Origin of the sequence: Rhodopirellula baltica SH 1, assembly GCF_000196115.1 — a bacterium.
GTDB lineage: Bacteria > Planctomycetota > Planctomycetia > Pirellulales > Pirellulaceae > Rhodopirellula > Rhodopirellula baltica.
The window spans coordinates 6,930,766-6,957,141 of sequence record NC_005027.1 but is presented as its reverse complement, the minus strand read 5'-3'; the positions used below and the strand labels follow the sequence as shown (position 1 = coordinate 6,957,141).

Here is a 26,376-nt window from a genome sequence, read left to right as displayed (position 1 = left end):
CTCCAAACACGAAAGCCCTGAGGCGAAACCGCCCACCAAAACGAGGGGAACCGCCGGACATCCCCGCTGTATACTGGCGATTGAGCCACATTCCAGAACCCCACTTTTTCAGGCGGAGAAGATGAGCCAGAGGAACAAGATGAAGATTGCGTGCACCATCGTGGTTGTCGTTGCGACCTGCAGTTTTGGTGTCTCAAACGCTCAATCGCCGGAATTTCAGGGACCCCGATTCGAAGGTCCTCGACGTCCCAACAACCCTTCTCCCCAAGCCGCTCCGTCCTCGGCACATAACACCCCCAACCCCTATCAAAACGGCTACCCACCGCACTCTTCAGCCACCGGGCCCGGTGGCGGCTACGGACGCGGCCCCATCCCACCACGAACTCGCTCACCACATGACGAACAAGCCCTGGAATGGGCCATGTTTCTGCAGCATCAACTTCATCAGCGAGTGGAACTGGACGCCGAATGCAAACTCAGCGACCTGCCTCGTCTAATCCAAGAGGAAGTCAACCTTCCCTGTACCCTCGACCAAGCCGCCATGCGAATCGCTGGTGTCACCCCAGCCGCCGCGGTGGTCGAACTACAAGCGAGAGAACTTCCGCTACGCGTTGCTTTGAAACGAGCCCTCACTCCACTGAACCTTGCCGCCAAGCTGACTGAGGACGGTTTGGTAGTCACCGCCGATTTCACGGAGCTCGCTCGGGCCGGCATCGCCACGGATCGTTGGGCGGGGATTTCTGCCGAGACTGTTGAGAAAATGGAATCCGACCTGAACCAAACGGTCTCGATTGAGACCGACAACATGCCTCTGAGCGAGGCGGTCGCCTTGCTGCAAGAACACCTTCATCAGCGTATCGTGCTTGACGTTTTTTCGATGGAAGGCGAAGGACTGTCAGCCGACGTCCCTGTGAGCATTCATGCCAAGGAGACGAGCTTCCGTTCGGTCATGAATCGAATGCTTCGCGATCAGAACTTGACCTTCTCATTCGAAGACGACGTTTGGGTCGTGACGACGGTCACCGCTGCCGAGGACCGCCCTCTGAATCGAATCTACTACCTGGAGGCGACTGGGCTGACCCAATCCATTGGCGAAGCCATGCAATTGGTTCAAACCTCCGTTGATCCAGAGAGCTGGGAAGTGCTCGGCGGCATGGGAACCATGGCCCCCTTGCCAACCGGCGGATCCAATCGGCCCGGCATCTTGATATCCACTACGTTCGCAACTCACTTGAAAACCGAAACGCTGTTCGATGCACTTCGAGCCGGAACGGTCGGCGAGGATGTGCCGACCAAGTCGGAGCCGTTTCAAGACCCAATGTCTTCGGGCAGTTTTCACCCGCACGGATACTACTTCCCGGGAAGCGACCCGGCTTTGACGAGTCAAGGAAACTCAAGCAGCTCCAGCCAGAATGCTCCCAACAACTCAGCACCCAACACGCCGCAGCAAACCGGCGGAATGTTCTAAACTACCACGCCAAAAACCTGTCGCGCGGTGGTCCCCACCGTGAGTCCCAGCTCGGCAAAGCAATCGTCCCCTGCATGACAGGTTCGTGCTCGAGGTTCATGCTCGGCTTGCTGGGGGCCCCAGCAAGCTACAGATTGCGGGCTCGGTTCGATGAGACCGTAGCGAGCTACGGGTTTGCATTTGCTTCGCGTTTGACCGATGGGATCTTCAATGATTTCGCCTTCGGCCCATCCCAAACATCCTCCACCTCTTGACCACCTGCGGATTGGCGGAGCAACAAGTACACACCACCAACCAGCGCCCAGCCAACAGTCATTCCGACAATCGTTGGGAATCGAAAAACAAACTCGGTCCAGACTGGATTTCGCATCGTGGATGCCGCCGTCAAACCGACTAAGTGCCAAGCCCCAACGACAATCGCGAGCAGGACCAACGCTGGAACCGCCAACAAAACCAGTTGCGGCAATCGCCGGAACGTGACCTCGTAACCGCGGCTCAAGCAATCCATCGCGTCCACTTTTTCTTGGCTGACCAACGCCGCCAATCCAAACGGAATCGCGGCCTTTGCCCCTGCCAACAACAACCCGACCACCAATCCAGCCGCGATGGCCAGCGGAGCGAAAACATACGACCACTCACTGAAGGCACGCTCGGCGGTTGCGATTCCATCTGCGAACCACAAGAAAAGCAGCAGGGGCAATGCACAGACGGCGGGCAAAACACTGATGACGACCGCTGACTTCAATCGCTTGCCAATGATCTTCCATGTTTCGACAAACCCGGGCAAATCACGACCTGCGGTGAGCAAGACCCCCAAACGCAAAAGAACCATCGCGACGGGAGTCCACACAACAATCGTCCAAAGCGTCGCTTCCCAAAACGGTTGCCGTAGGAACGAACCATCCGGTGCACGAAGTGGATCGAGCAGACTCCACGGTCCCACGGAAACCAAATCGCCCAAAGACGCGGTCGTTCGCCAACCTTCAGTCGCTTCCAACAGTGCGTGATGATGCATGGCTATCCGAGACAGCCCAAACCGCCACACCACATCCACGACCGCAACCAGCAGCAACCAAACCGGCGCACCGGCCAATCTCGCCACGTTGACCAACCGCAGCCATGGCATGACATCAGTCCACGTTCGGACTCGAGCGAACAATGGTTGCTCGGGCGGGCGAGCATACGACTGAACGGGATCGGTGGAGGGATCAGGATCTGGAGCAGTGTCAGACAAAACCGAACTCGAAGGACCGGGGCTTTCGCGTGCCACGACCCGCGAAAACAATCACTCGCTGGGCGTGGGGTAGAAACGCCAGTGTTGCGGATCGGGCAACGCTTGAAAATCAGAGGCCAGCCTTCCTTCGGCTCCAACCGTGCTTTTGTCATCGTGCAAATCATTGGAACCCGGTGCCAAATTCTTCGACGAACGCACGCGGATGGCAAATTGATCTGAAATCCGCGACCAAGACTCGGGGCGAGGCAGAATCTCGGTGATGGGAATCGCGATTTCAGCGAGCACACGAGGGCCAAGATGCGTTGATGCCTCGGCGTCTGCTTCGGATTGGCCCCATCCGCTCAGAGCGGCGTACCAGTTGGGTTGCCAGCGAACGGTTCCGTCCACCGTCGATTCTCGGTTGCCTCGTGAGTCACACCAAAAACAAAACGACGACATCAGGTCTCCGTCGCCATCGACCCACAATTCCAACGCAGTCGGCCGAGTGCCCTCCGGTCGCGTTCCCTCGGAAACGCCGGCATCAACAATTGCAACGTACAAGTATTCTTTGTCGCTCACGCAGGCAAACATCAAATCATCGGTGCGTTGCCATCGCAGGTCGCTCCAACAAGCGTCATCGAGCTCGCAATCCAATCTGGGTCGAGACTCAACATGCGGCATCGCGATCTGCTTTCTCGTCACCGATGGCATGCCACTGTTTTCCTCATCACCCAATGAACCAGCACCCACGCCCGAAATGCGGCGTGCGGCCATCACGACCGGGTGGTACTCCCAATTACTGCGTTGACTCATCGGTGGCAACGTCGGCAGGGAACCATCAAGTGCCCCCGAAGCCAACGAAGCGGAAGCCAACCGTGCCGATGCGCCGGATGCTGACATTCCGCCGACCTGAGCGAACGGTGCCTTTGTTTTGGTCGTCGATTCGTACGTCACTGGCTTGACCGCAAATGGCGACAGCGATTGTGCTTGCCAATGCGTTCCAGGCTGCACCGCGTTTTGCTGCTCGGCCAAATCAGAGCCACCACCCGCATTGCTGACTCCTTCGCGACTCGATGTTCCGCCTCCACTCCATCGCGACTGGGCACCGTTGGGACTGGATGCGATCCAACCGGATTGGGTCTGGGACATTGCAACCAAGGATCGTTCAAAGCTTTCTGAACGAGCTTGCAACATACAATCGGCCCAACGACGCACCGAATCCACCGGTGCGGCGTCAACGATCGTTCGAAGCATGATGTTTTCGCAGGCGACCAATGCCTCGGCATGCATCACATTCTTTGCGACACTTGCATGTTGGGCGGCGGCGCGAGTTTGCGTCCATAACCACCAAAGCAACCGAGTCCGATCTTCCGACGCGGTCCGCGGCAACAAGACGTCCAACGTGTCGGTGAGCTCTTTTGGCCGAAGCCCTGGATCAAAGAGCAGGTCTTTCAGCCGTGTCAGCTGGCTCATTCTCGCAGTTGCGATTTGCAGTCGTCTTCGTGAAGCTTGGTCCGTCGACCCAGAACTCGATTCCTGGCCAGGGGCCAAAACCAGTCCACCGGTCAACGATAAATCTCGCCGAAGTTCGGTGGAGGTTCCCGGCACCGGTGACACGACGACGCTGTCCGGCACCACCATTCCAGGAGCTACCACCATCATCGCATCCGACGCCAAGTCGCCAGCCAAAACAGCTCGTCCCGATAACAACGCATCACTGCGAAGCGCCAAGGCGCGAGAGGAACCGCCGGCGGAATCGAATTGCAACTCGCTGGTGTAAACGCGTCGCGTCTGTTTGCGTATCAATGACGCGGTCAGAGGAAAGTTGGAATCGTCAAGCGTTGCGCTGACCCACGCATCACGCGTCGACGCTGGCAATGCGGCATCCAACACCACCACCGCTGGTTGATGCTCACGCAACAAACCCGCGGATGGATTCTGTTCCGATGTTGCGGTGCTGCACCAATCGGCGCGACCGACTCCCAGTCGCATCGCGGCATGTCGAAGTCGACCAAGCATGCGAACGGCATTTGAACTTGCTGGTTTGGCGGAATCCATCACGACGACAACACGCCGATTCATTTCCAAGGCTTCACGTCCGATCAGCGCCCATGGCACCGAGTGTTCCGACGCCGCCACGAACATCACCGCGGCACCTCGATCGGCACCGCGGACCGGTTGCCACGTTTTGCCGTCGTCGGTGGATCGTTCAATCGAACCATGCGTGCCGACGCGGACTCGCCAACCTTCGCCTTTGGTTTGCCGAGCCGATTGACCAGCCTGGACCAGAACATCCTGACGCAACCAATCTCGCAACTTGTTTTTGGATTCGGCCGATTGCGCAGTGTCTTCCAACCAAGTCAGCCCGCCGTCGAACGAGTGAAATCGGTTCGCGGTGGTTGCCTCGGAATCATCGCCAATGGCTTCGATCGATCCCGCAGGGAGCGGTTCGGCATCAAAACTGTTTCGAATTGCCATGCGGTACAGCTTGGTCGCTCCGGACGAATCCACGCGATGCCAACTTCGGCCCGCATCGTCGCTGGCCAATGCCACGCCACGACTCAGCCCGGTGACCGGTTCATAGCCACCACCGACCGCAACCACACGGGTTTCGGTCAAAAAACGAACATCCCACAACGCGACGTCGACTCCCGAAGTGAAGTTTCGCCATGTCAGCCCAGCGTCTTCGCTGCGGACGATCACGCCCCAATCACCCACCGCGACCAGGACCTTGCCATCTGGCGAGACCGAAACCGCGTGCAACGAGGCGTCATCGGCGAATTGCGAGGCGGATACATAGGTGGCCGGCAAATCGAAACTTTCCGGGGCGGCGGCCACATGACGACTGCGGGTCGTGCCCGTGTTGCCAAACGCTCGATAAAAACCGGGCATGGTTTGGCCGGCGGCAGGAGTGGCGATCCATCCGGCCAGCAGGGCGGCCAGCAGCGGCAGCAACCGAACGCCCCAATTTTGAATGGGAAGCGAAACGACAGAAGCGATCATGAGGTCCAATTCCGAACGACCGCCGCAGCGGCCCAAAAGAGGCACCAACCAGCGATGACATTGATTCCCAGCAGCATCGAACTGGCCAAAATGCGGCCTTGCGAGGCGAACACGGCGGTTTCGCCGATCAGGGTGCTGAATGTCGTCAAACTGCCCAAAACACCGATCCGCACCGCCAACAGTGTGCGGGGGTGTGCCAAAGAGGCGGCCCAGCCCGTTGCGACCCAATCGGACGCCACCAGAGCTTGAGAGAACTGGAATAGCCCCCCCAGGGCGCAGCACCCGAGCAAGTTCGCAAGCGTCGTGCCGACACTGCCATGAAGCGTCAACCAACCACTTAGCGGGGCAGAAACCACCGTCAACGTGATCAAGTAGCGTAGAACAGCCCCAATGGAGCCGCCTAGGGCGATCGCGAACAGGTCTGAAACAAAGGTCATTGAGGACAGTTCCGCGTTTTCACCATTGCCAGTCAGGGCTGAGGAATTTACGTTGGAGGGTCCTAGCTTCGGAAGTTTTTGATGATCGGAGCAAGGTCCATTTCGACTCTTTTCGAATCCCACTCTGTCCCCAGTAGACCACCACCGATGAGTACCGCTTCGAGCTCTTCCAGCGCCAACGCCGCGAAAGGCGATCAGCAACCGATGAATGGAGCCGATGTTCTCGTCAAATCGTTGGTCGATCACGGCGTCGAAGTCTTGTTCGCCTACCCCGGCGGATGCAGCATGCCCATGCACCAGGCTCTGACCCGGTACGGGGACTCGATCCGCACGATTCTGCCACGGCACGAGCAAGGCGGTGCCTTCGCCGCACAAGGCTACTCGCGCAGCACCGGCAAAATTGGCGTGGTGATGGCGACCAGCGGCCCCGGTGCCACCAACTTGGTCACCGCCATCGCGGACGCGAAACTGGACAGCATCCCGATGCTGTGCATCACCGGCCAAGTTCCCACCGGAGCGATCGGAACCGACGCGTTCCAAGAAACTCCGATGGTCGAAATCTGCCGCGGAATCACCAAACACCACTACCTCGTGACGGATTTGGCTGACTTGCCCCGCGTCATGAAGGAAGCCTTCCACATCGCCACCAGCGGTCGCCCCGGCCCCGTTTTGGTCGATATGCCCAAAGACGTGCAGCTGGGCAATTTCCCAATCGACATGGATCCAGAGATGGATCTGCCGGGATACAGCCCCGAGGCTCCTAAAGTCGCTGGCGAAACGATCAAGCAGATGGCAGCGGCCATCAAACTGGCCCGTCGACCTGTCATCTACGCCGGTGGCGGGATCATTTCTGGTGAAGCCAGCGAAGAACTTCGCGAGCTGATCAAGAAAACGGGTATCCCAACGGTCACGACCATCATGGGACTGGGCGCGGTTTCGCCCGATGACCCTCGTTCGCTCGATTGGCTGGGCATGCACGGAGCCGCCTACGCCAACTACGCCGTTCGCGATTGCGATTTATTGATTGCACTGGGCGTGCGTTTTGACGACCGAGTGACCGGCAAAGTGGAAGCGTTCGCGAAAGATGCGAAAATCATCCACGTCGACATCGATTCGTCAGAACTGAACAAGAACAAACAAGCCCACATCCCAGTTCGCGGCGACGTGAAGGATGTGCTCGTCCAGCTGAACAAAATCGTTCAGCCTCCCGAAATCGAAGCTTGGCAGAAAACCTGCACCGACCTGAAAGCCAAATACCCGCTGAAGTACGACAACTCGTTCGACGGCATTTTGCAACAGCACGCGATCGCGACGCTCAGCAAAATCACCGCCGATCGTGAGACCTACGTCAGCGTCGGTGTGGGCCAACACCAAATGTGGGCCGCACAGTTCTTCAAGTTCCGCAACCCTCGGACTTGGATGAGCAGCTCCGGACTGGGCACGATGGGATTCGGATTGCCAGCCGCCATGGGCGTGCAAGCAGCTCACCCGGATGCTCTGGTCATCGACATCGATGGCGACGGCAGCTTCCAAATGAACATCCAAGAACTCGCAACGTGCTTCTGCGAAAAGCTCCCCGTGAAAGTCTTGTTGCTGAACAATCAACACCTGGGAATGGTGGTTCAGTGGGAAGACCGATTCATGGATCGCAACCGCGCTCACACTTACCTCGGCCCCATCGATCACGATGAAGCCAAGGGCAAGAGCACCGCGGATCGCTTCGAATACGCCAGCGACCGTTACCCGAACTTTGTGCAAATCGCCAAGGGCTACGGATGCGGTGCCGCCACGGTCAAAAAGAAAGCGGACCTCGAAGGTGCCTTGCAAGAAATGATCGATCACAAAGGCCCCTTCTTGCTGGACGTCGAAGTGCCCTACCAAGAACACGTGCTGCCAATGATCCCCGGTGGAATGACCGTGGACGACATGCTCTTGGACTGATCCTGAAAGTGGAAATGGATACCGCAGTGGAAAACCCCGCAGTGGAAAAAAACGGGCAACCGACCCCATCATCGACGTCGACCGCAACCGACGCAGCACCAACCCCCAACGCACCCAACCGCCCCGCGCCAAACACGGCCGGGAATCGGAAACGAGGTGTGCCCGAGGGCGTGTGGCGGAAGTGCGACTCGTGCGGCGCCTCGCTGTTCTACAAAGAAGTTCAGCAGCGTCTGAACGTTTGCCCACAGTGCGATCATCACTTTTATGTGAGCGCGTGGGAACGCGTCGCGCAAGTGCTCGATGATGGCACATTCGAACCGATGAACGAACACCTTCGGCCGACCGACCCGTTGGAATTTCGTGATCGTCGTTCCTATGCCGAACGTCTGGTTGGCGAGCAAAAACGCACCGGACTGACCGACGCGGTCCTGACCGGCACCGGCATGATCCGCGCTCGGCGAGTTGCTTTCGCAGTGACCGACAGTGCGTTCATCATGGGCAGCATGGGATCGGTCGTCGGCGAACGCCTGACGCGATTGATTGAACGTGCCACCGAACAAAACCTGGCACTGATCATCATCAGCGCCTCCGGTGGTGGAGCACGCATGCACGAAGGCATCCTGTCGTTGATGCAAATGGCCAAGGTCTCAGCCGCCCTTTCGAGATACCACGCCGCGGGCGGTTTGTTCATCAGCGTGCTAACCAACCCAACCATGGGCGGCGTCGCTGCCAGCTTCGCTTCCCTCGGTGACTTGGTCTTCGCTGAACCCAAAGCGTTGATCGGGTTCGCCGGACCGCGAACGATCAAAGCGACCATCGGAATTGAACTCCCCGAAGGATTCCAAACCAGCGAATTTTTGCTGGAACATGGCTACATCGATCGCATTGTCCATCGAAAATCGTTGAAGACGGAAATCGCGACCGCCATCGACTATTGCGGGAAGTAACCGATGGGGCTGCTTGATTCGATCAAAGGCGCGTTCTCAAAAGGCGGCGGTGGTTCGCTGAAGAGAATTGACGTTGAAAAACGATTCGAGCGTTCACGCACTGCGGCGACGGGAACGATGAGCAACTTCTTCGTTGCTTACGACCTGGAACGCAAAGAGAACGTCGGGGTCAAAATCCTCGACCCTGAAAAGTACGAACTGTTCGAAAGCCGCTTCAAAGGTTTGAACAAACCTTCCGAAGGCGAAATCGCGATGCAGATGAAGCATCCGCTGATCGTCAAAACATTCGAACATGGAATCACCGCAAAGAACCAACGTATCTTGGTGATGGAATACATCGCCGGCGTCGGCATCCAAGACGTCATTGTCCGAAAGAAACGCGAAGTCATCGACGGCAAAGAAATGCTGCTGATGCGAGAGATGGCCGAGTCACTCGCGTACGTTCACGAGCAGGGCTTCATCCACCGCGACGTCTGCCCTCGCAACTTCATTTGCACTCCCCCCAAAGACGGCGAAGAAACCGTCTCCGGCGTGCGACTGATCGACTTTGGCTTGACCGTGCCGGCGACACCGCCGTTCATGGCTCCGGGAAACCGCACCGGGACACCGCTCTACATGTGCCCCGAAATCGTGCGCCGCCGAGCGACCGACAAACGCGTCGATGTGTTCTCGCTCGGCGTGACGTTTTACTGCCTGCTGACATTCCAACACCCATGGCAAGGCGAAATTGTCAGCGGTCGTGCCGCACTGCAACACGATACCGAAACCGCGACGCCAATCCTCGAACGCCGCGATGACATCCACCCCAAGGTGGCTCGCGTGATCATGCGAATGATCGAGCCCAACGTGGACGACCGTTTGTCGTCGATCAAAGAGTTTCTCTCACAAACTCGCGGACTCGAATCCGCTTTCGTCAGCTAGCCAGCGGCGACCTGTTCAGCCGCCAAGTTGCGACCAAATCTCCGCTGACGAACTGTGCCCAGCCATTCGCATCAAAAACGGTTGTGAACGGTTCGGTTAAACTGGGTTCAGCCATCGATTGCCGCCAGGCTTTCCCGGCTCTCGCATCCCACCCCACATCTCACCGTTCTCACGGAACCCATCATGCCCCACCGCCGCGATTTTCTTGCGGGCTCTCTCGCCGCCGCATCACTTGCTTCGCTGTCGACTCGCAGTCTTTTCGCGGCTGAAACTAAAACCGAGAGCCGTTGGCCAATCTGCGTTTTCACCAAACCACTCAACTCGATGTCGTTTGATGAGATGGCCGCGGCACTTGCAAAAGCGGGCTTTGACGGAGTCGAAGCCACCGTCCGAAGAGGTGGCAACGTGGAGCCCGCCGATGCGGCCGAGAAGCTGCCTGAAATGCAACGATCGATGCAAAAACATGGCCTCGAGATCACGCTCATCACAACTGACATCGGTGAGATGGGCGATCCCCATCGAGCCACCGTTCTTGAAACCGCCGCCGACTTGGGCATCTCGCGATTCCGCATGCGGTACGGCAAGTACAACCGCAAGCAGCCAATCAAACACCAACTTGATCACTGGAAGCAACAATTTGGCGAGCTCGCAGATTACTGCGGGAAAATCGGCGTGCAGGCGCTCTATCAAAACCACGCGGGAGAAAATTACCTGGGTGCGTCGCTTTGGGACCTCGATCGAGTTCTTTCTGACATCTCGCCGGATCACATGGGCGTCGTCTACGACATCCGGCACGCACAAGTCGAAGGCGGCATGAGTTGGCCGGTGACTTGGCGAATGATCCAGCCCCGCGTTCGCATGCTGTACGTCAAAGATTTCCAATGGGTCGATGGCCGAGTGACAAACGTACCACTGGGTGACGGGCTGGTCAGCCAGAAGTTCTTCGACGCGGTGAAGGCCAGCGACCTGAACTGCCCGATCTCATTGCACGAAGAATACCTCGACCATCGCGATCCAGCGCTCGTGCCTCAGCACCTCGAGGCCATGACAACCGACCTGAAGACGCTTCAAAAACGCCTGGGAGTCAACGCGTAGCACGTAGGCCAGGTTCCACCTAGCAATGGTTACACGCCGTTGAGCGATGCTCTTGCGATGGCATATCAATTACGCCTCGCTTTCTTCCAAAGCATCGGCACAATCGCCATGTACAACATGGCCTACAGGAGGGATTGCAAAATCGACATTGCAATTTGGCAATTGCCGATCGTCGAACCTGTGCACGTAGGCCAGGTTCCACCTGGCAATGGTTGCATGCCGGTGAGCGACCCTCTTGCGATGGCACACAAATCACGCCTCGCTTTGTACCAAAGCATCGGCAAGAACGCCATGTACAACATGGCCTGCAAGAGATTGCAAAATCGACATTGCAAATTGGCAATTGCTGATCAATGAACCTTAGCACGTAGGCCAAATTCCACCTGGCAATGGTTGCATGCCGGTCAGCGAAGCCCTTGCGATGGCATACAACACGCCTCGCTTTCTTCCAAAGCATCGGCATGAACGCCATGTACAACATGGCCTACAGGAGAGATTGCAAAATCGACATTGAAAATTGACAATTGCTGATCGATGTACCTGTGCACGTAGGCCAGGTTCCACCTGGCGATGGTTGCATGCCGGTGAGAGATGCTCTTGCGATGACATACAAATCACGTCTCGCTTTCTTCCAAAGCATCGGCACGATCGCCATGTACAACATGGCATACAAGGGAAATTGCAAATTGCAAAATCGACATTGCAAATCGACAATTGCTGATTGATGAACCTGTGCACGTAGGCCAGGTTCCACCTGGCAATGGTTGCATGCCGGTGAGAGATGCTCTTGCGATGACATAGAAATCACGCCTCGCTTTGTTCCAAAGCATCGGCGTGAACGCCATGTACAACATGGCCTACAGGGAAGTTGCAAATTTGCGATTCACACTTGGTAACAACCTCACGTGACTCGGTGGGGGACCACCGAGCTACAGGTTTCTGGTTCCTTCTGCGATCCGGTCAGCCAGCGCGACACGCAACGGATCATCGTCTGGCCCACAAAATCCCCAGTGTTCTCGCCGACGCCAACCTTCGGCGTGTTCATACCGGCCGCTCATTTGACCAACCATCCGGGACAGATCCCGCATCGATTCGATGTAGCTGTCCATTCCCTGGCTTTCGTCTAGCCATTGTTTTTGGCTGGCATGACATGCAAGCGATTCCGCTTTCTGCTCAATGACCGCTCCGGTATCCACATAGAAATGCGGCGTCACAAGCTCACCGGTTGGTTGACGACAACCTACGGGCTGAGCGTGGTAAACCGTCACCGGATCCATGTAGACGGGTGCCGGAGGAATGCTCTCAAGGTTCGGCATCCCATGCGCAAACGCGGCACTGACTGCCAACCGACACGCGTTCTCGTGATCTTCCATGTAGTCGATGGGCGAATGCGTTAGCACGATCGAAGCTCTGGACTGACGCACAACTGCGGCGACCTTTTGGACATTCTCAGTCGTGTATGCAACTTCCATGTCCGCACAAATCGGTGGGTAGAACGTCGCATCGAGAACCTTTGCCGCTTGCTTGGCCTCTTCCAAACGAGTCGCCGCGCACTCTTGCGGGCCCATCGTCGTGCTTCCACGAGAACCATCGGCCACGTTCATGTAATGCAAGTCCCAACCTCGTTGGCCAAGCAACAACATCGTCCCCGCGAATAGAAACTCAATGTCATCAGGGTGCGCGGCAACAGCGAGAACGGACGGCATCAGGGACCTCTACTTCGATGAAACGAGACTCAGTTTTTCCAGAGGGACATAATACCGGACGTAACGTTCGCCGTTGCTGAACAACTCGCCTTTGGGATCATTGACCAGCACGGTCGCACGCCGCGTGATGCGATTGACTCGACCAACCACTCGCCGCGTTCCATCCCGAAAGGCAACTTGATCACCAACACGGATATTGAACTTCGTCGCGGCCCGTTCCCGTTGCGTGATCAAGTCATGCTGATAGTCGGTGTGACCAAAAAAACTGCGAGCGATCGACTGAAACCGTTTTTGATTGCAGTTACCCGCGTTCCAAATCAACATCTCGATCAAGTGAGTCATCTCATGCTCGGCGACCCGTTGCATCGCTTCCAAACGGTCTTTGCACTGACGACCAGTTACCGTGACGGGCCGATCAACGTCTTCGAAAGTTTGAAACAACAGCGTAGACGACAAGATCATTTCGAACCGACGCGGCCCGTTGCGTTTTCCGTTTGGATAGTGCGTGACGAGCTTCCCGGCGGCACTGGTCATTCGCGAAGAGAACGAAAACTCCAATCCCTCCGCCTTTGCAACTGGCAAGACGCGTCCCTCGAACAGAGATTCATCAAGCAGATGAATCAAACGGACCAAGTCATCTCGCCCGACTCGCTTGAAGTTCGGCCGGTCGATCGTTCGACTGAGTCCCAATACCTCAGCGTGAATCTCACGCTGCACCACCGGAATCCGCTTGGGGTCAGGCCGTCGCGTTTGCAAAAATTCTGCCAACGCAAACAAAGTGTCTCGATCGCGCGGCGGCACAACACCCGGTGGAGTCGACGGACGCTTGGCAGACTTCTCCGCAGGCGGGCTGGAACCGGAGGGCGGACCGGCACCGGAAGCCACCTTGCCAGCAACAGTCGACTTGGCACGACTCGCGGCCATCTTGGGAGCCTTCGGCGGCGGCACTCGACCGGGTTCCAAGTCCGTGACAGGACGTCGCTCGGGCGCCGGTCGCCGGTGCGGAGTAGCGGACATGCGAACCTCTCTAGGCTTCGACTTTCTTTGGCAGGTGGGCCTTGGCAGCGTCCTGACGTGCCAGCAACGTCTTTTGATATTTAGCCTGAACAATATCGACCACAATCAAAATCGCCAGCACAAAGTAAAACGTGCTCTTCGCCATCGGATGAACCTCGTGGCTAAACAACGCGACATGGGCCAGGTGGCCACCTTCGCTGACCAACATCACCCCAACGATGAACAACACAAACAGCCCCAGGACTTCATACATTCGGTTCTTCTTCAAGAAGTCCGCGACCCGGTCGGCCAAGAAGATCATCATGGCACCGCTGATAACGATCGCTGTCGCCATGATCGCGAAGCTTTTGGTGAGAGCCATCGCACTGAGGATGGAATCGAACGAGAACACCAAGTTCATCATCACGATCAAGCCAATCGTTTTGCCAACACTGGCCGTGGCCGTCTCTTCGGAATGCCCCAGTTCGGGTTCCGCGAGCAAATGATAGATCTCCTTCAGTGCGGTCCAGAGGATGAACGCACCACCAAACAAAACGATCAAGCTGTGGCCTGAGATCGCGGCGTCGATGTAACCATTGTGAAATTCAACGAAAGGCTCTTCCAACAACGCGATCAATCTCACGACCACGAACAGAAGCACGATTCGCAATACAACAGCCAACCCGATGCCGAGCTTCCGAACTTTTGACTGCTGATCCTCCGCGACGCGTTTGCTTTCGATTGAGATGTAAAGCAAGTTGTCGAAGCCCAACACCGCTTGAAGCAGCACGAGCATACCGAGTGTAAACAGACCGGAGATAGAAAAGAGCTCAGCCATAGCGACGGGTTTCCACGAGATTTCAGAGAGAAGAGTCGGATGACAATAGATCAAGAACGGCTTGCAAATCAGGCGGAAGGGGCGCTGTGAGCGTCATTTCCTTCCCGGTTTGCGGGTTGGTAAACGTCAACGCCTTGGCGTGCAACGCTTGGCGAGAAAGCAAAATCTCTTCCCCTTCAGGAGTCGGTTTCACTCCGGGTGTTGCGACTTCCGTGCCAGCCAACCGCCTGATTTGAGAACGCGAAAGTTCGGAATGACCGCCGTACAATCGGTCACACAAAATCGGGCATCCAATGTGTGCCAAGTGCACGCGAATTTGGTGAGTCCGTCCCGTTTTTGGCCGTACGTCAACACGCGTCACTCGACCGTGCCGTTCAACGACTTCGTAAAACGTCGACGCCGTTTTGCTGGTGGCATGCCCTTCGCGAATCGCTTGTTTGTCGCGCTGGTACGGATGACGTCCGATCGACGCGTGAATCCAGTCGCGATCTCGATCGAGTCGACCAAAGGTGATCGCCGTGTATTCCTTTTGCACCAAGCGGTCGTGCCACTGAGCCGCGAGATTCAAATGCACCGCATTGTTTTTCGCGACAACGATGACACCGCTGGTGTCTCGATCGAGACGATGCACGATACCGGGACGGGTTGGACCACCGACATCCGACAACGACTGAAAGCGAAACGCCAACGCACTGGTCAGTGTGCCCGTCCAATTGCCACGCGCGGGGTGCACGACCATTCCCGCGGGCTTGTTGATAACGACCAACCCGTCGTCTTCGTAAAGAATATCCAGCGGGATGTTCTCGGGAACCGTGTCGTCCGAGGCAGGAGGCGGAACACGAAACCGAACCTTTTGCCCAGCTTTCACCTTGTAGCTCGGACGGATGATCCGCCCATCGACTTCCGCACCATCGTTCTGAACCGCGTCCCGAATTTGCGATCGGCTGTAACCATCGCAGGACTGGGTCAGGAACAAATCGATTCGAAACCCATTGGCGGATTCAGGAACGACGAATTCGCGCATCACTCGTCGGATGCGGCAGGTTCATCGGTTGCGGGTGTTTCTTCCACTTCGGGAGCTTTCTCAGCAGCGGCTTCCTTGACTGCTTCCTCAGCCGGAGCCTCTTCTTTCATTTCTTCGGCTGGCTCGGCGGCTTTTTCTTCGGTGGTCTCTTCGGCTGCGGCTTCTTCTGTGGCTGGCTCTTCAGGAGCCTCCGTCTTGGCGGGCTCTTCGGTCATCGCTGGTTCTTCAGCTTCGCCTTCACCCGATTCAGCGGCATCGTTCGTCTCGGCATCCGTTGCGTCTTCTTCGGTCAGATCATCCATTGGCAAATCCAATGGTGGCAGATCCAAGTCTGGCAGGTCAGGCAAGTCGCCAGCACCGGGCAGCGATGGTGGCAAGCTTGGCTCGGCGGGCGAGAAGTCTTGCTCTTGGAACCATGCCAAGAAGTCCTTGGCTTGAGACGAAGACAGCGCGGCAATTCGAGCTTTGGCTTCGTCGACCATCGCGGCCGATTCGCCGACCGCCATGGCTTCTTCGTATTCGCGGATGGCGTCTTCCACGTTGCCGCGGGCTTCCGCAATCTGCGCCAAACCGTAGTGAGCTCGCGACTGGATCATCGCATCGTTGCTCAACTCCATCGCCTGGTTGTAAGCCTCCACTGCATCGTCCAGCAATGTTTCGGCTTCGTCACGACTCGTGTACAACGTTGAGAATCCAATTCCCATTTGCTGACCGCCTTGGTAAAGACGTGCCCAAGCTGCAGCGGAGGTATTCGGGTACTTCGCGGCAATGGTCGCTAGACTCTCGGTGTCTCCGGTGATGGACGCGTCAATCAATTGCAACGTGGCGTCGCTTCGATTGTCCGATTTGGTGCTGGAATAAAACCCATATCCCAACACGGCAACGAAGAACGCTGCGACACCCAAGGCGATTGGCTTGGAATAGGGCTCAATCGAGTGATTGAACTTGTCGAGGGCTCCGGCAAGTTCATTCTCGTTCAGCTGGTGACGTCGCTCGCTGTTCATACGTTCGCAGGGGTGGAGGGATTCGATTCCGTGAGCCCGAAGTATAGAAATCGCCGGAACTTAACGTCAAGACAAGCAAGTACCGAACGCCCCCACGAATGATCGCAAAAAACATGAATGCTCCTGAGAAAAAGCGGGTTTTGATTGCTGAAGACGATCCGGTTCTGCGTCATTTGTTGCAATTCACCCTGGACCGGGCTGGAATGGAAGTCACCGCGGTCGCAGACGGTCAACTTGCGTGGGATGAGATTCAGTCCGGCGAAAAGTTTGATGTCTTGGTGACTGACCACGAAATGCCGGAACTCAGCGGCGTGGACTTGATCGGTCGCGTCGTTGAAACCTCGTCGATCTCGGTGATCGTGCTGTGCACGGCCAAAGGATTCGAAATCGATCCGGACCGGATTGTTGACCGCCCCGGTTTGGTGTCGCTGGTCAGCAAACCGTTCAGCCCCAAACAATTGGTCAGCATCATCGAGGAACGCCTCAAAAAGAACGCCGCCGATGGAGCTTAGCGCCTCCTCATCCGACGTAGGCCAAGTTCCACCTGGCGACCTCGCCAATGCTTGGGAACCAAGCGAGGCGTCCAATCACCCCTTCTCGCAAGCCCAACCTCTGCCGGCCAAGAACCAACGCCAGGTGGAACCTGGCCTACGTTGACTGTAACTCGGTGGTCCCCCACCGAGTCACGCGATTTTGTTCCGAAACGTGAATTGCAAGATACAAATTGACAAATGCAAATCGCAAAGTGTTTCTGCTACGCGGCTGAAGTGACTGCAAACACCAGCAATTCCCCATTTGCAATGTCCATTTTGCAGTTTGCAATCGTCCCGCGTAGGCCATGTTACACATGGCAACCAAGCCGATGCTTTGGAACAAAGCGAGGCGTCCAATCCCCCTTCTCGCAAGCCCAACCCCCGCCGGCCAAGACCCAACGCCAGGTGGAACCTGGCCTACGAACGCCGCTGACGAACTTGGCCTACAATGGACCTGTGACGCTGTTCGAATCCCTCTGAACTGCGAGGTGCGACGATGACAGGCAATCGATCCGGATTGACGCTGCTGGAAGTGGTGGTGGTTTTGTTTTGCATTTTGATTGTGATGGCACTGCTGATCCCAGCAGTCAACAGCCCAGACCGGGAGGCCGCCGCAATCAATGCTCCATCCAACTCAAAAACCTGGGCTTGGCTGCCATCCAGTACTCGGTTGCCAAGGACGAACTGCCGGGATGGGCGATGGAGTTTGGCCACTTTGGCTGGGACCCTGAGACCGAAACGGTCCTTTCGCCTTTGATTGATCCCTCGGCCGATTCGCCCGAAGCGAGCTCGCGAAACCTTTCCCCTCACCGAAAGATCGGACCCTGGGCGGTCGCGTTGCTTCCTTGGCTGGACGCTCAACCGACCTACGAACACTGGACCGAGGACCGCTATCCGATCCTCACTCGGGCCGAAGGTTCCACCACAGGATTCAGCGGGAAAGGCTTTCACCCACTTGCAGCACCGAACCTGGCGATCATGCAGTGCCCAACCGATCCCACCCAAAGTGAAGACGACGGACGCAACAGCTACGTCGCGAACGCGGGTGTGTTCTTCCCACCGCGAGACATGATCACCGGCCAGCATGCGATCTTTCATCCAGGCGGCACAACCAAAACCGTCACGTTTGCCGAATCGATGAGCAATGAGTTCGGAGCTTTCGGGAACCAGCTCTCCGCTCGTTTGGAATCGTCTGCCGAAGACGAACACGTCCCCATTGCGAAGCCAATTCGATTGGAAGATTTTCGCGATGGAGCGGGCAACACGGTTTTGTTCTCAGAATCACTTCATGCGTTGTCGTGGCATCGATCGGGATTTGTCGACGACAAGGATTTGATCTTTGAGAACCATCCCGACGAAGTGCTCTACCCAACGCTCAGTCGGTTCACCAACACGATGGTTTGGCACGGGGTGGACTGGAGCAACGGCAAGCAACCGCGAGAGATCCATCGGATCAACGGCGAACGCACGCTCACCGAAACGATGCAGATGAGTCGCACCAACGTCGCCGATTTGGCTCGCCCGTCATCGGCACATGCGGCCGGAGTGAATGCCGCCATGGCTGACGGCGGCACGCGATTCATTTCCGAAACGATCGACATGCGTGTTTGGCAATCGCTCATGACACCGCGCGGCCACGAACCAATTTCAGATGACGAGATATAGCGTTGAGAGGCGACGCCCATCGGCATGCGACCATCGCCAAGTGGAATCAGAAACCTGTAGCTCGGTGATCCCCCACCGAGTCACGCGACGTTGTTCCGAAACGTGAATTGCAAAGTGCAAATTTGTCATGTCCATTTCGCAATTTGCAATCGCCACTCGTAGGCCATGTTGCACATGGCATCCATGCCGATGCTTTGGAACAAAGCGAGGCGTGATTCATAAGCCATCGCAAGGGGACGTTCACCGGCAAGCGTCCATCGCCAGGTGGAACCTGGCCTACGTTGGAAACGATTGCAAAGTGCATTTCGCAGTTTGCAATCGCCACTCGTAGACCATGTTACACATGGCATCCGCGCCGATGCTTTGGAACAAAGCGAGGCGTGATTTATATGCCATCGCGAGGGAACGTTCACCGGCAAGCAACCATCGCCAGGTGGAACCTGGCCTACGCTGGAAACCATTGCAAAGTGCATTTCGCAGTTTGCAATCGCCACTCGTAGGCCATGTTACACATGGCATCCGCGCCGATGCTTTGGAACAAAGCGAGGCGTGATTTATAAGCCATCGCAAGGGGACGTTCACCGGCAAGCGTCCATCGCCAGGTAGAACCTGGCCTACGTTGGAAACCATTGCAAAGTGCATTTCGCAATTTGCAATCACCGCTCGTAGGCCATGTTACACATGGCAACCAAGCCGATGCTTTGGAACAAAGCGAGGCGTGATTTTCAAGCCATCGCAAGAGGACGTTCATCGGCAAGCAACCATCGCCAGTTGAAACCTGGCCTACGTTGAAAACCATTGCAAAGTGCATTTTGCAGTTTGCGATCGCCACTCGTAGGCCATGTTACACATGGCACCCAAGCCGATGCTTTGGAACAAAGCGAGGCGTGATTCATATGCCATCGCAAATGGCCGTACACCGACGAAGCAACCATCGCCAGGTGGAACCTGGCCTACGAATTGACTGGCAAGCCTTGCATGGTTTTTCGGCGGCAGCAGTGTTTGAACTTATCGCCGCTGCCGCAGGGGCATGGATCATTGCGTTGAACTTTCCCGCGACGTTTGCGACGACCACGAAACAAACGCTTTGGGTCTTGGTGATACATCTTTCGAAGCATCGCGTAGAGCTTTGGATTCTTCGCTTGCAACTGGGCCGGCTTCTCAAAGAAGTATTCCGACAGCACGGCGAAGTACTCCGCCTCATTCGTGTACGCGTAATCGTCGATTCCCGACTGCGTTCCTTCCGATTGCAATTCTTGCCCCACCCACTTCACCCAAGGCTCGGTCACATCCGCGGACGCTGACACGGGGATCCCATCCACCTCACCGTCCGCTTTATCGACCAAGTGAGCGAACTCATGAATACCAACATTGCGTTTGTCACCGGCGTTGGAAAACCCAGCTAGCAACGATGGCTTGGACAAAATCATCACGCCGCTCAGATGATTCACGCCGATCATCCCCAACGTGTTCTTGTCGCCTTCACCTTCGGTTTGATAATCCGCACCAAACGACCCCGGGTAGATCAGCACTTCGCCCAACCCGGAATACTCAAAGTCTTCCAGCCCCATGATTGGGATGACAGCGCTCGCACCGACCAGAGCTCGCGTCGTTTCGTCGACCTCGGTTCGAATCCCGGTCACGGCCACCTCGTCCAAGAAGATCTTCATGCGGTTGCGGAATCCCTCGCGTTGCTCCTCGTCGAGCATGCGGTAGTACACCACGTGCGTTTGCAAAGCGGCATCCCAAACAGCCGGAAAGGGCGACGCCATGACTTTCAATCGACGAACCGTTCGCCGCCGCATCCACCAATGAACGGCCCAGACCAGCGGCAACGCCAGAAGAGCCCAAGGTCGAATCGTCGCCACACCAGCGACCAGCAGGGCCAATGCAACGGAAATGCCAATGGCCCAGTGGCGGTTGGCTTGATCAGATTCAGGTGTGACGAGCATGGGCGTAGCATAGAGCGCAGAGAGCCCACTGGGGACGGATGCCCCGGGTACAAAGCTCGAGCGGTTTCCTGCGTGTAGGCGAAATCCGGCTTGGTAGTTATTCTCGTGGCTCCGTCGGCCCAATGTGACGCCGACACCCCCACCTCCCCGCAGATTTCGGTTTCCCAGTGCACCGATTCGACTCCATCTCCGTTGCCCCGCCCGACGCCATTTTGGGACTGACCGAAGCGTTCAAAGCCGATGAACGCGAAACCAAAATGAATTTGTCCGTGGGCGTGTACCAAGACGCTTCCGGCACCACCCCCGTGCTTCGCTGCGTCAAAGAAGCCGAAAAACGGCTGTTGGATACAGAATCGACCAAGGGATACCTCTCGATCGACGGCCTGCCGGACTACCGCGAAGCCGCCCGCCGATTGATCTTCTCCGACCAAATCGCTGCCGAGCGAGTGGCAGCGGTTCAGACGCCGGGCGGAACCGGAGCCCTCCGTGTGGCGGCAGAATTCCTGGCCACTCAGTGCGGACCGCTACGAATTTTCTTGCCCACGCCAACCTGGGCCAACCACAACGCGATCATGGCCGCGGCCGGACTGCCGGTGGAAACGTATTCCTACCTGGCGTCTGACAAAAAGACGCTGGACTTCGACGCACTCATCGAAGACCTGAAGACCAAACCCAAGGCCGGCGATGCGGTTCTGCTGCATGCGTGCTGCCACAACCCAACCGGAGTCGACCCGACACCGGAACAGTGGGAACAAATCGCGAGCGTGGTCTCCGAAAAGAAACTGATCCCATTGCTGGACTTTGCCTACCAAGGGTTCGGCGAAGGCCTGGACGAAGACGCCATCGGTGTGCGCACGATTCTGCGACAGATGGATGAAGCCATCGTCTGCTCGTCATTCAGCAAAAACTTTGGCCTGTACAGCGAACGAGTTGGAACAGCGTGCTTGGTATCCGGGTCAGCCGAAACGACCAAAGCCGCTCTCAGCCAACTCAAACGAGTCGTCCGAGCCAACTACAGCAACCCACCTCGGCACGGCGGCGCGATCGTGGCCACTGTGTTGGCCGATGAGGGACTGACCCAAATGTGGCACGAAGAGCTCGCCGAAATGCGAACTCGGATCGCCTCCCTACGAAAACAATTCGTTGATGGAATGGCCGCGACGGGAGTCGACCAAGACTTCTCGTTCTTGCTGGACCAAAAAGGCATGTTCTCTTTCAGTGGTTTGTCACCGATGCAGGTCGACCAACTGCGAAGCGAACATGGCGTGTATCTGGTCGGTAGCGGTCGAATCAACGTCGCCGGAATGAACGAATCGAAGATGGAATGGTTGTGCAATGCCGTGGCGGCGGTATTGCGATAGAACAGCAGATGCTTGTTCAATAGGTCATCCTTCAGTCAGCCCGGCGCGCGCCGGATGCTCTGTTGATGGATGACCACCACCGGAATTGATTGCAGACGGAACATGATGCGGACGCCCTGTTTCCCTCCTTCCTGATATGCCGCCATGCCTTTGGAACTTCGTCGAGCGTTTTTGATCCTGGCCGCCATCGTGGTGATGGTGTCCCTGATCTGGGCGTCTCGATTTGATGAGATGCCGCTTGCTGAATTCAGCTTTCAGAATGGCACCGACCCCAAAACGCTCGATCCACACCGAGCGACCGGCCAACCCGAGAGCCGGATTCTGTTCAACATCTTCACCGGGTTGCTGGAAGAGTTGCCCGAAGGCGATCCCGATCCGGAAACCGGCGTCCAACCGATGACACCTCAACCGGGCATCGCGAAGTCTTACGAAGTCTCGCCCGACAACATGACCTACACGTTCCATCTGCGGGACGATGTCACCTGGAGCGACGGGGTGCCAATCACCTCCGCCGATTTTGTCTGGTCATGGACGCGAATGCTGCATCCAGAAACCGCCTGCGAATACAACTTTCAGCTCTTTGGCGTTCAAAACGCCGAGGCCTACGCAACGGGCGAAGTCAAACCGGGCGACAAAGTCGAAGTTGAACTGTGGGACCGTCCAGGTGAGACAATCGACAGCGAACCGGCACCTCAGACTTTCCCGCGTGGCACGATCGTTCACGGAACGCTGAAGGCGCTGGACAAACCGCCCAAGCCCAATGTCCCCGAAGACGCCACGAAGGAAGAGAAGTCCAAAATCACCGCGGACTGGGAAGCCGAATGGCTTTATACAGTCGATCTGGCTCGCAAGGACGGAGACAAAATTCTTTGGGACGACGTCACCGAAACAGTCACCTACACAAAGAACCTGCAAACGCCTCTGGCCAAAGAAGACACGCAGCGGACTCATTACGTTTTAGTCGCCTTCGATCAACTCGGTGGTGTCGAGGCTCCTGACAATTACACGTTGATTGTCCACCTTCGCGACCCGCTTCCGTACTTTCCTTACCTAGCATCCTACTACCCATTGTTCCCGGTGCCGCGCCACTGCATCGAAGAGCATGGCAAACCGATGTGGACGCGGCCCGAGAATATCGTCACGTGCGGCCCCTACAAGATTGGCTTGCGAAAACTGCGCGATCGAGTCCGCTTGGTCAAAGATGAGAAATGGTACGACGCTGACTCCGTGCAAGTCGAAACGATCGACGCTCTTTCGGTTGAAAGCCACAACACGGCGCTGAACATGTACGAAACCGGCGAACTGGATTGGGTCACCGATCCGCCGGTTACCTTGATGGAAGAACTCGTCAAACGAGACGATTATCACGGCGCACCTTATTTGTCGGTGTACTACTACGAACTGAACACCAAACGCCCGCCGCTGGACGACGTGCGAGTTCGCAAAGCACTCTCGATGGCGATCAACCGCGAGCAGATCGTTCGTGAAGTCACCAAAGCTGGACAACAGCCCGCATTCGCGTTGGTACCACCCGGGATCGCTGGCTACACCCAAGTCAAAGGTGATCCAGGATCACTGGAAAAGGCTAAGGAACTGCTCACCGAAGCGGGCTACCCCGGTGGTCGTGGGTTTCCCAAGTTCACGATTCTTTACAACACCAGCGAAAGTCATCGAGCGGTCGCCGAAGTCATCCAGCAACAGTGGCAGAACAACCTGAACGTCAAAGCGGATCTGCAAAACATGGAATGGGGCAGTTTCCTCGACAAACGTCAGCAACAGAAGTACGACATTTCGCGAGCCGCTTGGAACGCTGACTACCCCGACCCGAATACGTTCCTGGATCTCTTTCTCAGCGAAAGCCCTCAGAACAACACGGCTTGGGACAACCCTCGCTACGACGAGTTGCTCTCCGAAGCGGCGTCCGAATCGGACAAAGTCAAACGCATGGAATTGCTGGCCGAAGCTGAAGCAATCTGGGCCGATGAGTTGCCCGCGATCCCAATCTACTACTACGTCGGACGCAATATTTACAAACCCTACGTCAAGGGTTTGTTTCCGACACCGCAAGACACGCACCCGTTTCAAACGATTCGATTGGAACCCACGCCATGAAAGACTTGCTCGGATTCCTCATCCGACGCCTCGGCTGGATGGCCATCACGCTGTGGGCGGTCTACACCGTTTCGTTTGTGCTGATGCGCGCCGCGCCGGGCAGCCCCTTCAGCGCCGAGCGCGCGATGCCTCCCGCGATCGAGCAACAGATGCGAGCTCGGTACAACCTCGATGCACCACCACTGCAGCAATACTGGGATTACATGTGGGGCATCCTCAGCCGAGGTGACCTCAGCTGGTCAATCAAGCTGGAAGACTACAGCGTCAATCAAGTCATCGCGGAAGGCTTCCCGGTCTCCGCATCGCTGGCCATCTTTGCCTTGGTCTTCGCAATCATTCTGGGTGTCTCGGCGGGAGTCATCTCGGCCGTTTATCGAGGCACCGTGGCCGATGTTGCGATGATGGCAACGGCGGTTCTTGGCATCGCGATTCCTAACTTTGTCTTGGCGTCGATCGCGATTCTTTTGTTTGTGTTCTTGATCCCACTGTTCCCTGCGGCGGGTTGGGGAACGCTGCGACAAGTCGCTTTGCCGGCGTTGTGTTTGGGGCTTCCCGTTGCGGCTTACATCGCTCGACTGACCCGAGCTGGGATGCTGGAATCGCTCAGCCGCGAACATGTTCGAACCGCGTTTGCCAAGGGACTGCCCAAACGCACCGTGATCATCAAACACGTACTGCCCGGTGCGTTGCTTCCCGTTGTCAGTTACCTCGGTCCGGCCACGGCGGGTGTCCTGACCGGGTCATTGGTCCTCGAGAAAATCTTTGCGTTACCCGGCATGGGCAGCCACTTCATCTATGCCGCGACCCAGCGTGACACCACGCTGGCAACGGGCATGGTCCTGACCTACACCGTGCTGCTGTTTGTGATGAACACCATCGTTGACTTGGCCTACGCTGTCATTGACCCGCGAGTCGAACTGGAATGAACCTTCCCGATTCACGCAAAAACGAAGAAGCGCTCACGAAGTTGCTGGAGGAATCCCGCAAAATTCGTGGCGTCTCGCTTTGGAAAGATGCATGGCGTCGATTGAGTCGCAATCGTCCCGCCATGGCTTCGCTGGTTTTCTTGATCAGCCTTGGCTTGATTGCCTTTCTCACGCCGATGCTGCCGCTGCAAAGCCCGCTCGACAAAGACCTCAACAACCGACGTTTTCTATCGCCATCGTTTGAACCGATCACGATGGGTTCCCGCGACGGATTGAAATTCGCGGACGGGAAATTGACCAGCCAACTGGCTCTCTTTGAAGCCGAGATCGCGGCGGAGACCGCGGAGGCCTTGGCGACCCAAGATCCGCTCAAACAGGCCGAGCAATTCAAGTCAATCCAAGACCGAATCCGAGTCGAGCATCCGTTCAATCAACTTTGGAACCAACTCGGCAGCGTCTCGTTCAAGATGGTTCAAATTCGCGTCGCGATCTTTGGCGACTACGCGATCCCTTCGATCTTCGGAACGGACAAACTCGGTCGCGACTTGCTCGCACGAGTCTTCTGGGGCGCGCGTGTTTCTTTGGTCGTCGGCTTGGTGGCGACGTTGGTGAGCTTGATGATCGGGGTCAGCTATGGCGCAATCGCCGGCTACTTTGGTGGCTGGATCGACGCGGCCATGATGCGGATCGTCGACATGCTTTACTCGATTCCATTCATCTTCGTCGTCATCTACTTGGTCACGTTCCTGGGCGAAGAGAGCGTGAAGGCTTGGCTGGAAAGCTATGGCATCGACCAAATCATGATCTTTTACATCATCATCGGTGCGATCTATTGGCTGACCATGTCACGCGTCGTTCGTGGACAAGTTCTCTCGCTTCGACAAGAACAATTTGTCGAGTCAGCTCGCACGATTGGTGCATCGCCAATGCGAATCGTGTTTCGACACTTGGTGCCCAACGTGCTCGGTATTGTCATCGTCTATCTGACCTTGACCATCCCCGCGGTGATGCTGTTCGAAGCCTTCCTCTCGTTCCTGGGTTTGGGAGTCGCTCCACCAGATGTGTCGTGGGGTCTGCTGCTCAACGACGGCGTGGAAGCACTCTCCAGCGTCAAACTTTTCTGGTGGGTGGTGATTTTCCCTGGTGCCGCATTGGCCACGACGTTGTTTGCTTTGAACTTCCTCGGCGACGGTTTGCGTGACGCATTGGATCCAAAGATGAAAAACCGATGAAC

General features: G+C 56.7%; 24 protein-coding genes. 15 read left to right on the top strand and 9 right to left on the bottom strand.

Annotated features, from left to right (window positions below; genetic code table 11):
• Positions 1 to 139 precede the first annotated feature (139 nt).
• On the top strand, positions 140 to 1,468 hold the full coding sequence (locus tag RB_RS26875; RefSeq protein ID WP_164922579.1) for an STN domain-containing protein: 1,329 nt from the start codon (positions 140 to 142) through the stop codon (positions 1,466 to 1,468).
• A 166-nt stretch (positions 1,469 to 1,634) separates the two neighbouring features.
• Here RB_RS26875 and RB_RS26870 read toward each other — a convergent pair whose 3' ends face one another.
• Genes RB_RS26870 through RB_RS26860 form a run of 3 tightly spaced genes read right to left on the bottom strand, consistent with a single transcriptional unit; the run spans position 1,635 to position 6,121 of the window.
• Entirely contained in the window at positions 1,635 to 2,702 is a 1,068-nt protein-coding gene (locus RB_RS26870; protein WP_231846023.1) for a hypothetical protein, read from the bottom strand.
• 51 nt (positions 2,703 to 2,753) lie between these two features.
• On the bottom strand, positions 2,754 to 5,684 hold the full coding sequence (locus RB_RS26865; protein ID WP_164922576.1) for a sialidase family protein: 2,931 nt from the start codon (positions 5,682 to 5,684) through the stop codon (positions 2,754 to 2,756).
• The gene (locus RB_RS26860) at positions 5,681 to 6,121 is read right to left on the bottom strand and encodes a fluoride efflux transporter FluC (RefSeq protein WP_008662100.1); all 441 of its coding nucleotides are present in this window, start codon (positions 6,119 to 6,121) and stop codon (positions 5,681 to 5,683) included. Before RB_RS26860 ends, RB_RS26865 begins: the two co-directional genes overlap by 4 nt.
• A 147-nt stretch (positions 6,122 to 6,268) precedes the next feature.
• Between RB_RS26860 and ilvB the strand changes: the two genes are divergently transcribed.
• From ilvB to RB_RS26835, 5 genes are all read left to right on the top strand, one after another.
• Entirely contained in the window at positions 6,269 to 8,062 is a 1,794-nt protein-coding gene (ilvB, locus tag RB_RS26855) for a biosynthetic-type acetolactate synthase large subunit (protein WP_007327661.1), read from the top strand.
• Between the two features lie 8 nt (positions 8,063 to 8,070).
• Positions 8,071 to 9,009 carry an acetyl-CoA carboxylase, carboxyltransferase subunit beta gene (accD, locus tag RB_RS26850; protein ID WP_007327662.1) on the top strand — a complete coding sequence of 313 codons (939 nt, stop codon included), beginning with the start codon at positions 8,071 to 8,073 and terminating at the stop codon, positions 9,007 to 9,009.
• Positions 9,010 to 9,012: 3 nt separating this feature from the next.
• A complete protein-coding gene (locus RB_RS26845; protein ID WP_007327663.1) occupies positions 9,013 to 9,930 on the top strand; it encodes a serine/threonine protein kinase in 918 nt (305 codons plus the stop codon).
• A gap of 183 nt (positions 9,931 to 10,113) precedes the next feature.
• Entirely contained in the window at positions 10,114 to 11,025 is a 912-nt protein-coding gene (locus RB_RS26840; protein WP_011123957.1) for a sugar phosphate isomerase/epimerase family protein, read from the top strand.
• A gap of 57 nt (positions 11,026 to 11,082) precedes the next feature.
• Positions 11,083 to 11,382 carry a hypothetical protein gene (locus tag RB_RS26835; RefSeq protein ID WP_193427753.1) on the top strand — a complete coding sequence of 100 codons (300 nt, stop codon included), beginning with the start codon at positions 11,083 to 11,085 and terminating at the stop codon, positions 11,380 to 11,382.
• Between the two features lie 572 nt (positions 11,383 to 11,954).
• On the opposite strand, the gene RB_RS26830 is transcribed toward RB_RS26835, so the two are convergent.
• The 5 genes from RB_RS26830 to RB_RS26810 all read right to left on the bottom strand — a co-directional run bounded on the left by RB_RS26830 (position 11,955) and on the right by RB_RS26810 (position 16,593).
• A complete protein-coding gene (locus RB_RS26830; RefSeq protein WP_011123954.1) occupies positions 11,955 to 12,731 on the bottom strand; it encodes a PIG-L deacetylase family protein in 777 nt (258 codons plus the stop codon).
• 9 nt (positions 12,732 to 12,740) lie between these two features.
• Positions 12,741 to 13,532, bottom strand: a complete 792-nt coding sequence (locus RB_RS26825) for a hypothetical protein (RefSeq protein WP_164923062.1) — start codon at positions 13,530 to 13,532, stop codon at positions 12,741 to 12,743.
• Between the two features lie 226 nt (positions 13,533 to 13,758).
• On the bottom strand, positions 13,759 to 14,565 hold the full coding sequence (locus tag RB_RS26820) for a TerC family protein (RefSeq protein WP_231846020.1): 807 nt from the start codon (positions 14,563 to 14,565) through the stop codon (positions 13,759 to 13,761).
• 22 nt (positions 14,566 to 14,587) lie between these two features.
• Positions 14,588 to 15,589: an RluA family pseudouridine synthase gene (locus RB_RS26815; RefSeq protein WP_007327669.1), complete on the bottom strand. Its 1,002-nt coding sequence runs from the start codon at positions 15,587 to 15,589 to the stop codon at positions 14,588 to 14,590.
• Positions 15,589 to 16,593, bottom strand: coding sequence for a YfgM family protein (locus RB_RS26810; protein WP_011123950.1), 1,005 nt, complete (start codon positions 16,591 to 16,593; stop codon positions 15,589 to 15,591). Before RB_RS26810 ends, RB_RS26815 begins: the two co-directional genes overlap by 1 nt.
• Before the next feature lie 113 nt (positions 16,594 to 16,706).
• Between RB_RS26810 and RB_RS26805 the strand changes: the two genes are divergently transcribed.
• From RB_RS26805 to RB_RS28730, 5 genes are all read left to right on the top strand, one after another.
• On the top strand, positions 16,707 to 17,105 hold the full coding sequence (locus RB_RS26805) for a response regulator (protein WP_231846018.1): 399 nt from the start codon (positions 16,707 to 16,709) through the stop codon (positions 17,103 to 17,105).
• Positions 17,106 to 17,324: 219 nt separating this feature from the next.
• Complete coding sequence (locus RB_RS28735) at positions 17,325 to 17,606, top strand: DUF1589 domain-containing protein (RefSeq protein WP_011123947.1); 282 nt, start codon at positions 17,325 to 17,327, stop codon at positions 17,604 to 17,606.
• Between the two features lie 16 nt (positions 17,607 to 17,622).
• Positions 17,623 to 17,883: a prepilin-type N-terminal cleavage/methylation domain-containing protein gene (locus RB_RS28295; RefSeq protein ID WP_231846017.1), complete on the top strand. Its 261-nt coding sequence runs from the start codon at positions 17,623 to 17,625 to the stop codon at positions 17,881 to 17,883.
• Positions 17,775 to 18,791 (top strand): DUF1559 domain-containing protein, encoded by a 1,017-nt coding sequence (locus RB_RS26795; RefSeq protein ID WP_231846015.1) that lies wholly within the window; start codon positions 17,775 to 17,777, stop codon positions 18,789 to 18,791. The genes RB_RS28295 and RB_RS26795 overlap by 109 nt, the downstream gene beginning before the upstream one ends.
• 619 nt (positions 18,792 to 19,410) lie before the next feature.
• Complete coding sequence (locus RB_RS28730; RefSeq protein WP_164922575.1) at positions 19,411 to 19,566, top strand: hypothetical protein; 156 nt, start codon at positions 19,411 to 19,413, stop codon at positions 19,564 to 19,566.
• Positions 19,567 to 19,744: 178 nt separating this feature from the next.
• Here RB_RS28730 and RB_RS26780 read toward each other — a convergent pair whose 3' ends face one another.
• Positions 19,745 to 20,743: a zinc-dependent peptidase gene (locus RB_RS26780; RefSeq protein ID WP_164922574.1), complete on the bottom strand. Its 999-nt coding sequence runs from the start codon at positions 20,741 to 20,743 to the stop codon at positions 19,745 to 19,747.
• Between the two features lie 167 nt (positions 20,744 to 20,910).
• On the opposite strand from RB_RS26780, the gene RB_RS26775 reads away from it, so the two are divergent.
• From RB_RS26775 to RB_RS26760, 4 genes are all read left to right on the top strand, one after another.
• On the top strand, positions 20,911 to 22,104 hold the full coding sequence (locus tag RB_RS26775) for an amino acid aminotransferase (RefSeq protein WP_007335565.1): 1,194 nt from the start codon (positions 20,911 to 20,913) through the stop codon (positions 22,102 to 22,104).
• 144 nt (positions 22,105 to 22,248) lie between these two features.
• Positions 22,249 to 24,216, top strand: coding sequence for a peptide ABC transporter substrate-binding protein (locus RB_RS26770; RefSeq protein WP_011123940.1), 1,968 nt, complete (start codon positions 22,249 to 22,251; stop codon positions 24,214 to 24,216).
• Complete coding sequence (locus RB_RS26765; protein ID WP_007329701.1) at positions 24,213 to 25,142, top strand: ABC transporter permease; 930 nt, start codon at positions 24,213 to 24,215, stop codon at positions 25,140 to 25,142. Before RB_RS26770 ends, RB_RS26765 begins: the two co-directional genes overlap by 4 nt.
• A complete protein-coding gene (locus RB_RS26760) occupies positions 25,139 to 26,374 on the top strand; it encodes an ABC transporter permease (RefSeq protein ID WP_007329702.1) in 1,236 nt (411 codons plus the stop codon). Before RB_RS26765 ends, RB_RS26760 begins: the two co-directional genes overlap by 4 nt.
• Positions 26,375 to 26,376: the final 2 nt, after the last annotated feature.